Source organism: Enterobacter asburiae (assembly GCF_008080435.1).
Taxonomy (GTDB): Bacteria; Pseudomonadota; Gammaproteobacteria; order Enterobacterales; family Enterobacteriaceae; genus Enterobacter; species Enterobacter asburiae_C.
The window spans coordinates 1-13,111 of record NZ_VRKN01000032.1 but is presented as its reverse complement, the minus strand read 5'-3'; the positions used below and the strand labels follow the sequence as shown (position 1 = coordinate 13,111).

Annotated in this window: 9 protein-coding genes, 1 pseudogene and 1 other annotated feature; of the genes and pseudogenes, 6 read left to right on the top strand and 4 right to left on the bottom strand. The window is 53.5% G+C overall.

Annotated elements, in window-relative coordinates:
- Positions 1-251: 251 nt before the first annotated feature.
- From FU672_RS24135 to FU672_RS24120, 4 genes are all read right to left on the bottom strand, one after another.
- On the bottom strand, positions 252-1,277 hold the full coding sequence (locus tag FU672_RS24135) for an ExeA family protein (protein ID WP_391561034.1): 1,026 nt from the start codon (positions 1,275-1,277) through the stop codon (positions 252-254).
- On the bottom strand, positions 1,210-2,871 hold the full coding sequence (locus FU672_RS24130; RefSeq protein WP_148245137.1) for a DDE-type integrase/transposase/recombinase: 1,662 nt from the start codon (positions 2,869-2,871) through the stop codon (positions 1,210-1,212). The genes FU672_RS24135 and FU672_RS24130 overlap by 68 nt, the downstream gene beginning before the upstream one ends.
- Positions 2,855-3,415 (bottom strand): recombinase family protein, encoded by a 561-nt coding sequence (locus tag FU672_RS24125; RefSeq protein ID WP_148245136.1) that lies wholly within the window; start codon positions 3,413-3,415, stop codon positions 2,855-2,857. The genes FU672_RS24130 and FU672_RS24125 overlap by 17 nt, the downstream gene beginning before the upstream one ends.
- A gap of 269 nt (positions 3,416-3,684) precedes the next feature.
- Positions 3,685-4,908: an RHS repeat-associated core domain-containing protein gene (locus tag FU672_RS24120; protein WP_148245135.1), complete on the bottom strand. Its 1,224-nt coding sequence runs from the start codon at positions 4,906-4,908 to the stop codon at positions 3,685-3,687.
- Positions 4,909-5,601: 693 nt separating this feature from the next.
- Between FU672_RS24120 and FU672_RS24115 the strand changes: the two are divergent.
- The 6 genes and pseudogenes from FU672_RS24115 (at position 5,602) to FU672_RS24090 (ending at position 12,718) form a co-directional block, all read left to right on the top strand.
- Positions 5,602-6,777: pseudogene (locus FU672_RS24115) on the top strand (IS3 family transposase).
- Positions 5,883-5,999: a sequence feature (AL1L pseudoknot), on the top strand. Its footprint overlaps the pseudogene before it by 117 nt.
- A 166-nt stretch (positions 6,778-6,943) precedes the next feature.
- Positions 6,944-8,131: a macrolide efflux RND transporter periplasmic adaptor subunit EtsA gene (gene etsA / locus FU672_RS24110; RefSeq protein WP_148245134.1), complete on the top strand. Its 1,188-nt coding sequence runs from the start codon at positions 6,944-6,946 to the stop codon at positions 8,129-8,131.
- A complete protein-coding gene (locus FU672_RS24105) occupies positions 8,128-10,068 on the top strand; it encodes a MacB family efflux pump subunit (RefSeq protein WP_148245133.1) in 1,941 nt (646 codons plus the stop codon). The genes etsA and FU672_RS24105 overlap by 4 nt, the downstream gene beginning before the upstream one ends.
- A 3-nt stretch (positions 10,069-10,071) precedes the next feature.
- Positions 10,072-11,442 (top strand): macrolide efflux RND transporter outer membrane subunit EtsC, encoded by a 1,371-nt coding sequence (gene etsC, locus FU672_RS24100; protein ID WP_148245132.1) that lies wholly within the window; start codon positions 10,072-10,074, stop codon positions 11,440-11,442.
- A gap of 191 nt (positions 11,443-11,633) precedes the next feature.
- Positions 11,634-11,903, top strand: coding sequence for a hypothetical protein (locus tag FU672_RS24095; protein WP_148245131.1), 270 nt, complete (start codon positions 11,634-11,636; stop codon positions 11,901-11,903).
- A complete protein-coding gene (locus FU672_RS24090; protein WP_148245130.1) occupies positions 11,882-12,718 on the top strand; it encodes a fimbrial protein in 837 nt (278 codons plus the stop codon). The genes FU672_RS24095 and FU672_RS24090 overlap by 22 nt, the downstream gene beginning before the upstream one ends.
- The last annotated feature ends 393 nt before the right edge of the window (positions 12,719-13,111 follow it).

The window sequence follows — 13,111 nt, the reverse complement described above, 5'->3', positions numbered from 1 at the left end:
CGACGAGTACATATTAAAGCATCGATCCAACGTCCCAACCATCGCGGACACGTTTCAATACTTCCTCCATACTTAACTGTAGCGACTCGCATTTGAAATCCCCCCGAATCGCATTTATCCCGTTTTTCTGCTCGAATTAACTGCAAATGAAAAGCGCGCTCTGCTCACATTAACTGCAATTGTGCTCGCATTTATCCTGTCCGGCTTGCAATCCATTGCACCGGAATCACAATAACTGCAAATCAACACCATCATATCGGCAGGCCCACCGCCAGCATCCGGTCCCGTAGTTCTGCCGTTCTCGTCTGATCCAGCTGATTGCTGAATAACGCCCTGATTTCCGCAGGTTTCGCATCAAACTGCTCCACCATATCCTTCAGCCGGTAACCGTGCCGCGTCAGGGTGGGCTCCAGGTCATCAAGCTGCCGGGAAAGAACGGACTCTATCAGCGCCGCTGTGACCGGTTTTTCACCCGCCCGGTAGCCTGCTTCCATGGCCAGCGCCAGATGTTGCTGTACCTGTAACGGCGTACGGAGCTTCATCGCCAGCAAATCGATGGCATCACTGGTCAGCGTGTCTTCCGGCTTTCCTTTCCCGGTACAGACTTTCAGCAGCCAGTGAATATATTCCCGCTGGCTGCCGGCGATCCCGTCCAGGGTGAAAATATCCGTACGGTAGCCAATCTCTTCCATTGTCGGCCGGCGCAGGTCATTGCGCAGTTTCGGGTGACCGGCCAGTACCACCGACAGGCGGCCGCCGCCATCTTCCACCACTTCCATCAGTCGCTTGAGGCCGGTCAGGGTATTGCCGTTGAGATCATGTGCCTCATCAACAAACAGCGCTACCGGCCGCTTCCCTTTCTTGACCAGTTCCTGTAGCTCGCGCTCGCGACGTTCTCCCTGTTTGGGGATCTGCACCTGCCTGTCCGGGGCCAGATCGTAAAACAGGGCGCTGATGAGTGTGGCCAGCCGGATAGTGTGTTTTTCCACCGAGAGCGACCGGGCAACAATAATTTTGTTTTCCTCTGTCAGTTGCTGCTGCAGACGCCGCAGCGTGACGGTTTTTCCGCTGCCGACCACGCCACAGACGGCAACCAGCCGCCCTTCATGTATTGCGCCCCTGATGTCCTTCAGCAGCTGTTTATGGTGCGCCGTTTCGTAATACCCCGCCTGATCGATGGGCCGCGTCAGCCCGTAATGCTCCATCACTTCAACCCGCATGATCTTCTCCTGATTGTCTGTTACGGAAATAATCCCTGACCCGGGCGAGCACTTCACTGCGGATAAGCGTTTCCGCCAGAATGCTGTCGATAACGGCCCGGGCCTCGTCTGGCATTCTGGCCAGAGGGGTTGCCAGGTCATCGGCAATGGCCAGTTTTGCCGAAATAACCGTGGGGAACTGATATTCAGATACCGTGGAAACAAAAGGCTGATGCGGCAGCTCATCCGGAATATCCGTGCGGTCGATGACCAGCTGCAGCTCACCGCCGGACAGCGCACTGACGGGCAGACTCAGCTGGCCGGCCAGGGCGTGGATACGATCGGCGCGTTCTGCTGCCTTTCCCTGGCGGAACGCCCGGTAGCGGTGCAGCGGGACGGGGCCGGAGACCGGATAATAGGGACCCCATGTTTCACCGGCAAACTCGGCAAAAATTTCGTCATCGAACAGTCCCCACAGCAGGGTCACGGTTTCACCCGCCATATCCGGCTCCACTTCCCAGACCGTGCCGTCAATCGTCACCCGGGCATCCACACCCACCCGACGGGATTCCGGCTCGCGGGCAAAGCGGCAGTACTGCTCCCAGCTGCACATATCCCTCACGCCATCTTCCGGCAGGTGTGTCAGCCAGTCTTCCAGCCGGGAATGTTTCTCGCTGCGGTGGTGCTGGGCGTTATAGCGCAACAGGTAATTCCACAGCCATTCGTTGGCCTGCTGCTCGGTTTCCGGTTTGTGAAAGTGATACAGGGTTTCGTGGGCTTCCTTGACGGTGCGGAACGGTCGCTCCACCTTTCCCTTGGCCCGGGCCGTCGTCCGGGTTCCATCCTTGCCCGCCGGTACGTGGGTCTGCCAGTCGATTTGCAGTGACTGCATCACGTTGCGGAACACGCGGCTTTTGGCCACCGGGCCATTATCGAGGTACAGCATCTTCGGACGGCCCCGGAACGGACAGTCCGGGCGGGTCTTTGCTGACATGGCATTGAACAGAAACCGCAGGGCAGATTCGGCATCTTCACCGTACACACAGCGGTATTCCTGCCAGGCCACCCCGCTGCGGTCATCCACCACGCTGAACAGCATCAGGGTGGGTTCGCCTCTGGCCGGATCAATCCACTCAGGACGGTCGATATGTTTCAGGTCAGAAGGTGACATATCAAACTGCCAGCAGTCATTACTGTAGTCCGCCTGAAACCGGGTTGCCGGCGGCTCCCGCAGCAGACGGGGCTGGTCAAGACGGTACAGGGACAGCCAGCGGTTAACCGTGGGCACGCTCAGCAGCCCGGGGGGAGCCCTGACCAGGCCCTGTGCTGTTTCGACACCGTACTCTTCCAGCAACTGTATCGCACGCCCGGTCGACAGGTGGCGACCGGCTTTGTTGGTGGTGCGCAGTTTCAGCGCGGCAATCAGCTCGCAGTAGTGCTCCAGATCGTACCGGGACATCACGCGGGGCCGGCCATGATCCCGGCGGTGAGCCGTGCGGGGGCGGAGTGTACGGTGGAGGGAACGATACACGGTGGTGGTGGACACGCCATACAGCTGAGCGACCATGGCGATTTGTACGGCGCGCTCGGGGCTTTTGGGCGGCAGGCGATCGAGGCGCTGCCGCAGCTGCAACAGTGAGTCTGCCGGAATGGACTTACGCCGGCTGCTCATAGCTGTCCAGTACCCGGTAGACCGATGCCCGTCCGATCCCCAGCCGGCGGGCTATCGCCGTGGCCCCCATTTTTTCGTCCACATACAGGCGGTGCACTTCAGCGGGATCAATAGAGGGTTTACGTCCCCGATAGACGCCGCGTGCTTTGGCGGCGGCAATGCCTTCCATCTGGCGTTCACGGCGAAGATTGGTTTCAAACTCGGCGAACACCCCCAGCATGTCGAGGAAGGCTTTTCCGGCTGCGGTCCGGGTATCAACAGGCTGTTCCGTGGCCCTGAGGGTGATCCCCCGCAGATTCAGGCTGTAAACAATCTCCTGCAGATCCCGGATACTGCGGGCCAGACGATCCACCCGGGTGACCATCAGCGTATCGCCCGGACGGAGAAATTCCAGCAGGAGGCCGAGTTCGGTACGTCCGTCCCGGCTGCTGCCGCTGGCTTTTTCCGCGCGGATAATCTCACACCCGGCGGCGCGCAGGGTTTGCGTCTGGAGGGTGAGATCCTGGTCATGGGTGGAAACGCGGGCGTAGCCGTAAAGTGCCATAATAATGAAAACTGTCTCGTTAGCCTTTAGATGATGAAAACGTAGCACCGGGACGGGACGAAAACAACCCTAATGAGACAGAAGAACTGTCTCACCGGATTGTCTGTTTTGGGTACACTCTAACTGGACGGCCAACATGGGGCTAAGGGAAAATTTCATTTTCCCTTAGCGTGAGTCCAGAAATTTTGATTGCGAGTCAGCGGCGATAAATGCGAGTCCATTTGCAGTTATTGTGAGATGAAATCTGCGCTAATTGCGTGTCACTATACCTAATAATCAAACAAATGGGGGGGCATTATATTATTCAACCAGTTTACAGGACCTCTGCTAAAAAACTCTTCATCCGGGAGGTAATGACCACTACGGACATTCCATTTTGACATAACTCCTTTATGAAAATGTAGTTCACCAGCAATATATACATTGTGCGGCACATATTTTTCCGAGGAATTTAGATATTGCGCAACGGAGGTATGCCCTTTAGCCTCAGAGTCTAAGGCAAGCCTTATTCTCTCTGGTTCATCTGTTCTGTTAACAAAGAGGTATTTACCATCCGGGACTAATTTATCATTGTTCTTGATACTGTTTATTAAAAAATATTTGTTATTTTGGTCAGGAGACTTGTGAAGGAAAAATATTTTATTTTCTGATATCTGGCCCTGAAATGCTATTGCCGATAACTCATCCATATTCGCTGTAGCCCATTGCTTTGCAGCCACGGGAGCTCCGCGCCCTGACAGCCCCGTTTCTAGTATATTTCCCAGTCGTTGTCTGGTTCCTTCCGTTACCTGCATGATTACCTTGGCTCCTTTAGGCGCAAGCGAAATCCCGGCCGCCATACCCGCAATCCCCGTCGCCATGGAGACCCATCCCAGCACCGACGACGCCGCCGGGTTCACATCCTCCGTCGCCCCGCTGGCTATCCCCGTCACGTCTGCTGCAATCCCCAGACCGCCCACAACCAGCGCCGTGGTTGACGCTGCGCTCACCGCCGCCGCCACACTTCCTGCCGCCGCAATGGCGCCTGCTGCCGCGCCACCGGTCAGCAGCAGCCCGATAACCCCGCCAATAATCCCCACAATCCCCTGCCAGCTGATATGCCCTGTCGGGTCAGTGTGGTTCACCGGGTCTCCTGCACAGTAGGCATAGGGGTTAATCCCGCCAGCCCCGAACGGACTCAGGCTGTCCGGACAGTTAAAGCGTCGCAGTACCGGGTTATAGGCCCGGTAGCCGTTACCCAGATGATAGGTGCCGCTCACCGGGTCACAACGTTCACCGTTGAAGCCCGGCAGACCGTCGGTGCCGTTCCCCTGGCCGTAGGGCGACCAGGCGTGGAGCTGCCCGCCCTGCTGGCTGGCCTGACGGGACCAGAGCAGGCTGTCATGGCGGTCTCCCGCGGTCAGGGTAAGGCCCGAAGGCCCCGAAACGCCCAGGCAGGCGTGGCCGTGGCGAATATACCGGGTGCCCCCCCCGCCGGCTGTTATTAAAGTCATAATATTACTTCCTTATATTGTCTCAGTTACGAAAATTATGGCAAAAAAGCGGCGGAAAATCCCTGTAACCACGTATAACAGATTTCATTTGCAGCTATTGTGATTCCGGCGCAATGGAATGCAAGCCGGAGAGGATAAATGCGAGTACAGTTGCAGTTAATGTGAGCAGAACGTGTTTTTTATTAGCAGTTAATTCGAGCAGAAAAACGGGATAAATGCGATTTCAAATGCGATTCGCTACACCTATCTTAAAACCCTAAGTTGCTGCAAAGCATAAGACAGAAATATACCGAAGAATGTGGGACATCGCATCACTGCGCAAGACAGATACAAAAGGCGCCAAAAAACGGGACATCAGGTATAGATGCGTACAAGCGAATCAGTACCCTACAGGATGACATGGTGGTGCTGGGTAAGCAACATGTCTGGTTATCCCTCCCGGCACAGCTCAAGTTTCTGGCAGGCGTCACTTCCATGTGAAATCGGCATGCGGTTACCCGCGTTGCTGTCGCAAACTTCAACCGCTGGGATGTGTGAAATCCCAGGCCAACTGTTGCTCATCAGCAATACTTTTAAAATTATAGAAACACAGAAATCAAAACATACCAACTACCGGTATAAATTATTCAAGGCTCCATACTGAACCGCCCCGGGAATCCTGGAGACTAAACTCCCTGAGAGAGAGGTAACAGGATGACTAAAAATATTCGCTTTTCCCCTGAGGCCCGTCAGCGGGCCGTCCGCATGGTTCTGGAAAGTCAGGACGAATACAACTCGCAATGGGCCGCCCTCAGTTCCATTGCCCCGAAGAACGGTTGCACACCGGAGACTCTGCGCGTCTGGGGTCGTCAGCATCAACGGGATGCCGGTGGCGGTGATGGCGCCCTCACTGTTAACGAACACCAGCGTCTGAAAGAGCAGGAGCGTGAAAACCGTGAACTGCGCCGTAGTAACGATATCCTGCGCCAGGCCTCCGCTTATTTTGCGAAAGCGGAGTTCGACCGCCTCTGGAAAAAGTAGCGCCCCTGGTGGACGCACTGCACAACGAACACGGGGTCGGACCGGTATGCCACGAACTGGATATCGCCCCGTCAACGTATTACCGGCATCAGCGGCTCCGCAGGCATCCGGAGAAACGCAGCCTGCGTGCGCGGCGTGACGATCTTCTGAAGGCGGAGTACAGCGTGTGTACGATGAAAACCACCGCGTGTATGGCGTAGGCAAGGTCTGGCGGCAGTTGCTGCGGGAAGGCATCAGCGTGGCCAGATGCACGGTGGCGCGTCTGATGACAGCCATGGGGCTTGCCGGTATGCGCCGGGGTAAAAAGACCCGCACCACCGTCAGCCGGAAAGAGATTGCCGCGGGTGACCGTGTTAACCGTCAGTTCGTGGCAGAACGGCCCGATCAGCTGTGGGTAGCAGACTTCACATACGTCAGCACCTGGAAGGGTTTTGCTTACGTGGCGTTTATCATCGACGTGTTCGCCGGTCGTATCGTGGGCTGGCAGGTGTCGTCATCAATGGAAACGACGTTTGTACTGGACGCGCTGGAGCAGGTGTTGTGGGCCAGACGCCCCGCGGGCACCATCCACCACAGCGATAAAGGCTCTCAGTATGTGTCACTGGCGTACACACAGCGACTGAAGGATGCAGAGTTGCTGGCATCGACGGCAGCACAGGTGACTCATACGACAACGCAATGGCGGAGAGTATCAACGGGCTTTACAAAGCGGAGGTGATACACAGAAAGAGCTGGAAACACCGTGCTGAAGTGGAGCTTGCCACACTGACGTGGGTGGACTGGTATAACAACCGCCGGCAGCTGGAAAGGCTGGGTCACATCCCACCTGCTGAAGCGGAACAGGCATAATATGCTTCCACAGGAAAAAGGATCTGGCAGCCTGAGTTCACAGACAGAATACTCACCAGGAAAACCGGGGCGGTTCAATTAGTAATGCTGTGTTTACTCTCAGTAGAGACTGCAGAAGTTACAGTAGTGCCTAAGCTACTGTTAAATGTTATGGAATATCTTGACAATGTTAACAAAAGTCCCCCGTCGTCGTGTATTTATTTATGCTGCAGTTCTGCTAATTGTTCTTAGCATCACCTTGTTTTTCCTGATGAAAAGCCCGAAGGTTCCTGATTATGTTACCGCACCAGCACGCATAGGTGATATTGAAAATGCAGTTCTTGCCACCGGTCACATTGACGCGATTGAACGCGTAAACGTTGGCGCACAGGTCTCTGGACAGGTTAAGTCGCTGAAAGTTAAATTAGGCGAACGTGTCACTAAAGGCCAGCCGATTGCCGATATTGATGACGTGCCGCAGCGTAATAACTTGCGCAACGCAGAAGCTGCACTCAACGTGGTCAAAGCTGAGCTTCAGGCTAAACAGGCGCAATTGAAGCAAGCCGAACTGCGATTTAAACGTCAGCGGCAGATGCTAAGTGAAGATGCCAGCTCACGTGAGGACTTTGAAAACGCCGAGGCCACTTTAGCCACCACTCGCGCGGAAGTGTTGTCACTGCATGCCAAACTTGTCCAGGCGCAGATTGATGTCGATAAGAAAAAGGTCGATCTAAGTTATACAAAGGTTGTTGCTCCAATGGACGGCATTGTCATTGCAGTTGTCACCCAACAGGGACAGACGGTGAACTCCACCCAAAGCGCCCCGACCATTATCAAACTCGCCCGTCTGGACGTCATGACCATTAAAGCCCAGATCTCTGAGGCTGATATCACTCGAATTTGGCCGGGGCAGAAAGCAAGATTCACCATTTTCTCGGAGCCGGATAAGCATTTTGACGCCAAATTACGCACCATTGAACTAGCGCCCGAGTCGGTTATGAAAGACGACTCCCTTGCCAGCAGCAGCCAGACCACGGGTTCAGGCACTTCAAACGCTTCGGTGTATTACAATGCGCTATTGGATGTTCCTAACCCAGACAACCGGCTGCGTATTGCCATGACTGCACAGGTTACATTGCTGGCTGGCGAAGCTAAAAACACACTTCTGGTGCCGATTCAGGCGGTGCGTAAAGTCAATGGCAACAAGCAGCAGGTGCAGGTGTTGACCAGCAATAACAAGCTTGAAACCCGCATAGTCAAAACTGGCATAACCAACAGCGTGGATATTCAAATCCTGGAAGGTTTAAAAGCCGGGGAGAACGTTGTGTTGTCGCAACCGGGTGAGAAAACGCCCAGGGATGGGTTTGTATCGTGAGTAAGATTATAGAGTTGAAAGGCATCAGCCGCACCTATACCAACGGTGGGCAGGCCCTCACCGTTCTGAAAAATATTGATCTGACTATCGCTGCCGGAGAGATGGTAGCGATCATCGGTGCCTCCGGTTCCGGTAAGTCAACCCTGATGAATATTATGGGTTGTCTCGATGTCCCGGATTCTGGCAGCTACTACATCAGCGGCCAGAATGCCGCCCAGCTTTCACCTGATGAGCTGGCAAGGATTCGCCGCGAGCATATTGGTTTTATTTTCCAGCGTTATCATTTAATGCCTGACCTTAGCGCATTAAGTAACGTCGAAATTCCGGCTATTTATGCCAACAACGGACGTGACGAGCGCCGTCTGAGAGCGGCTTCATTACTTGGTAGACTCGGGCTGGAAGGCCGAGAACATCACAAACCGGGAGAGCTTTCCGGCGGCCAGCAGCAGCGCGTGAGCATTGCCCGCTCGCTGATCAACGGTGGCGAAATTATCCTTGCAGATGAGCCAACTGGCGCGCTGGATACTCATTCCGGTCAGGATGTGCTCGCAATACTCAGCGAGCTGAACCAGCGCGGTCACACCGTAGTCATGGTCACCCACGATATGAAGGTAGCACAACACGCTAACCGTATCATTGAGCTGCAGGATGGGAAAATTATCTCCGATACCGGTAGCCGCGCTACCTCCGGGGTTGTCCTCTCACCGCTTGACAGAGTTCAGCAACGTCGCTGGCAGAGTATGTTAGACCGAACCCGTGAATCCCTGCAAATGGCGCTGAAAGCGATGAATGCGCACCGCTTGCGCACGACATTAACCATGACGGGCATTATTTTTGGTATCGCCGCAGTTGTTACGGTTGTAGCTCTGGGTGAAGGCGCAAAGCAACGAACTCTGGAAAATATTAAAGAGCTGGGAACCAACGTGGTGAGAATATATCCGGGAAGGGATTTTTTCGACGACAGCACCGATAGCATCCGTACGCTGGTTCCTGCAGACGCAGAAGCGTTAGCAAAGCAGGGGTTTGTTGACAGTGTCAGCCCCGAAGTTAATGCTTCAGATAACATTCGTTTTCTCGGTAAATCCGCCACCGCGACGATCAATGGCGTTGGGCGAGAATATTTTCGTGTTAATGGTATTGAGCTTTTGCAGGGAGCAACCTTCCGGGACGACCGAAATGCCCAGCAGGAAGTGATTATCGATGAAAACGCCCGCAAGGCGCTATTCGATGATGCAGGGTTACAGGCGCTGGGGCAAATCGTCTTTCTTGGCTCAGTGCCTGTACGGGTTGTCGGCATCGCCAGAAGTAATGACCGTAGCTATGCGGCAAACCATATTAACGTATGGATGCCTTTCAGCACGGTGATGTACCGGATAGTAGGGAAAACGGTGTTGACCAGCATTAGCGCCCGGCTTAAGGACAATGTTGCTAACGAGGCTGCGGTCAGCGCTATCTCTGAGCTATTGACCCAACGCCACGGCGTGAAAGATTTCCAGATTTACAATTTCGAGCAAATCCGAAAATCTGTAGAACGTACCTCAATGACCTTCAGTATCCTGATTTTGATGGTGGCTTGCATCTCGCTGATGATCGGCAGTATAGGGGTGATGAACATCATGCTGGTATCGATTACCGAACGTACCCATGAAATTGGTGTGCGCATGGCGGTGGGCGCGCGGCGGACCGATATCATGCAGCAGTTCATGATTGAGGCCGTACTGGTATGTCTTATCGGCGGCGCATTGGGTATTGCGCTATCGTACGCCACCGGCGCACTGTTTACGGCGATGGCGGGGGGGATGTTTACCGCTATTTATTCGTGGCAGGCCGCTGCTGCCGCATTTTTCTGCTCAACTTTAATTGGCATGATCTTTGGTTATCTACCTGCCCGCAAGGCGGCAAGGATGGATCCGGTCGTTTCACTGGCCAGCGAGTAACACATGAAAATATTATCTCCTATTGCTGTATGCCTTGCCGCCCTGATTAGCGCAGGCTGTGGAAACTCCCTGAAAAGCGATTATCAAACTCCTGAAGTTAAATATCCTGAAAACTGGCATCAAGGTGATGTTGCCGGAGAGACGGCGCCGTTCGACTGGCAAGCATTTAACGACCCACAACTCGATGGCTGGCTGCGGCGGGTTTTGGCGAGCAATAATGATGTGGCTGAGGCGGTGCTGCGCGTGTATCACGCCCGGCTGGAAGAGGTACGGGTTGGTATCGTTAACGATCCGGGACTTAAAGGTTCGCTCGGTGTGGATGGCAGAAAGCAACTGGATAGCTCAGCGGGATGGGCCAAGGAGAGCTTCGCCAGTCTCAGTACCAGCTTTGAGCTGGATCTTTGGGGCAAGATAGCGCGCCAGCGTGACGCTAAAGTATGGGCACGCTACGCCTCAGAAGAGGATTTACGTTCTGCCCGCCTGACGCTACTTTCAGATGCCAGTTACAATTACTGGCACATCGGCTTTATAAACCAGCAGCTGTCTGTTCTTCAGCAGAGTATCGATTACGCAAAAGAGACGCTGCGTCTGGCTAATGCGCGCTACGCCGCAGGCGGCGCTTCCTATCTGGATGTGGTAGATGCTCAGCAGGGCGTGCTATCCCAAGAGAACAGGCTGGCCGCGTTGCAGAATGAACGTTTGCAGGCGCTTAATCAGCAGGCCGTGCTGCTTGGCACCGCGCCAGGTAGTCCGGTTGTCGAACCGAAAGTGTTACCGACAGGGCCGCTGCCGCAGGTCAATGTGAATATTCCGGTAAGCGTACTGCGACATCGGCCTGATATCAGCGCCAAAGAGTGGCGGGTGCGTGAAGCGCTGAGCACGGTTGATATCCAGCGTACTGCATTTTATCCGGCCTTCAGTCTGACAGGATCGCTTGGCACCAGCAGCAGCGCTCTCATGGTCTTCCTGCATAATACTGTCGGCTCTGTTGGCGCAAGCCTGACTTTACCGTTTCTGGAGTGGAGAGAAAGGGGCGTGGACGTAAAGATTGCCAGAAACGACTACGAACAGAGAGTGCTGGAGTTTAAACAGGCACTTTATAAGGCGATGAGCAGTATAGATGATGCGCTTTCTAAGCATAATGAACTGATTGCGCAGGAGACGCGCCTGCGTGAGAGTCTGGAACTGGCGAAAAAATCAGAGAAGCTAAATGAAGTACGCTACCGGCAGGGCGCGGTGCGTATTTCGTTCTGGCTTGATGCCCAAGAGAGACGCCGCCAGGCCGAACTGTTACTGGATGAAAATCGCTTTAATCAGCTGAATAATCTAGCCAAAATCTATTTTGAGTTTGGGGGAGCTTCGACTTTTCCATAAATTCTGCTCTGTCATTCCCGTCATATGATGTACGCGTTTATTCCGGGCAGCAATACTGCCATGAGGTCGGGTTGTTTGTTTCTAACCAGAACTAAATTTATGGCTTAATTTGCAACCGTTAATCTATTAATCTCCGGTGAGTGATATATGCCCCCACGGTACCCGCGCCATGCTACGATGCGGGTGCCATTGTGGAAGTCGATACCAAAGCCAGGCGGGTACAGATTCAATATGCGCATATTTACAGTTCGAAGGGGGATCCTGAGCCGTTTGGCTCGCAAATTTATGATGCTGATAATCAACGTGTCGGGGTTGTTTCAGCCGGGGGATTAATCGCGCTGGATATTCTGCAACATCGCTGGCCCTATCATGCCAGCGACTCGTCTACTGATGCCGTCTGTGCTATTGATCTCAATGGAGTTAACAAGAAAAAGCACATATGGGAATTACAATGCCGATAAAAAACGGCGCTTTGCTGGCGCTCGTTGTCTCATTCTCCACCTCTGCCACGGCCCTGATGCAAAATATGCCAGCAATAACATTGCAAAACATGGCGGGACAAGAGGATGGAACCCTGTTAAAAACAGTACCCCTCTCTGCCCAGGCTGCCAGGGCGTTAAATGAAACACAGCTTTCCGTTGCCACCGATGCCGGGATGTGGGACACCTCACGGAGTATTTTTAAAACAACGGTACCGGGAATTGGTTTCAGCCTTTGCGATAATGATAATAATCGCTGTATTTCGAGTCTGTCAGACTGGATCCCAGGAGAAAGTCTCTCTCTTCGTCTCTATAAAACTGGCAACCTCCATGGAGGACGGTACGCGATATCGTCACTGAGCATCTACGGTAAGACACATCCGCTGTTGCGCATAAACCCGCCCGCATTGATTGTTAATACCACGCTTTGCGGGGTGACAACTCAGCGAATCAAAGTCACTTTCCCGTCGTTCACGCTAAACAAGAACGGAGAAAATTTACCCAGTGTCGGCTTTAAAAACCCCGTTATTTGCCTGAATCCCGATGATTACGGAAAAGTTGATCTACAGTTCACCTACCATGGCGATCTTATCGATAGCAATACGCTACCGACTCAACTTGGCAATATTGGCATTCAGATTGAAGATGACCACAATATGCCGGTGGTGTTTAATACCGTGCTCAGCCAGGCTTCCCCGTCCTTTTCCTATCGCGCGCGTTTAATTACCGTCCCCGGAGAGACCGCGCATTACGGAAGATTTTCCGCCGACGCAACGGTTCTCATTACGCTCAGGTAGAACAAAAATCAATCAGTTAAATCGTATGTCATCCTGGATGGCATACGTGTTGGTGCTGGTTCTGGATTCTGCTATCTACTCATTATATTAGAGCTAACTTGTAATTTATGTTCTAAATACAGGATAAAAATCTAATTATATTCGAAAGACCTTTTTATCTTGCTGTAAGCTGCGGCCAGTGGTGTTATTTGAGCCCGACGAAAATGATAATTCTGGGAGCTATCATGTGGTTAAGTAGTAGTAAATATGGCTTGCTTATCACCATCTTCAGCAGCGTTGTGGCAACGTGCCTGATGGCGTGGGCCGTCTATTCCTCGGTAATCCCCCCATTCTTAACGGAGGTGACAAGTAGAATCAGGTCATGCGTTGAATATGTTGCATCGGTGTATAACC

Excerpts from the sequence above, each read along its gene's own strand:
- FU672_RS24130 (WP_148245137.1), bottom strand. The coding sequence starts at position 2,871 with ATGAGCAGCCGGCGTAAGTCCATTCCGGCAGACTCACTGTTGCAGCTG.
- FU672_RS24125 (WP_148245136.1), bottom strand. The coding sequence starts at position 3,415 with ATGGCACTTTACGGCTACGCCCGCGTTTCCACCCATGACCAGGATCTC.
- FU672_RS24120 (WP_148245135.1), bottom strand. The coding sequence starts at position 4,908 with ATGACTTTAATAACAGCCGGCGGGGGGGGCACCCGGTATATTCGCCAC.
- etsA (WP_148245134.1), top strand. The coding sequence starts at position 6,944 with ATGTTAACAAAAGTCCCCCGTCGTCGTGTATTTATTTATGCTGCAGTT.
- etsC (WP_148245132.1), top strand. The coding sequence starts at position 10,072 with ATGAAAATATTATCTCCTATTGCTGTATGCCTTGCCGCCCTGATTAGC.
- FU672_RS24090 (WP_148245130.1), top strand. The coding sequence starts at position 11,882 with ATGGGAATTACAATGCCGATAAAAAACGGCGCTTTGCTGGCGCTCGTT.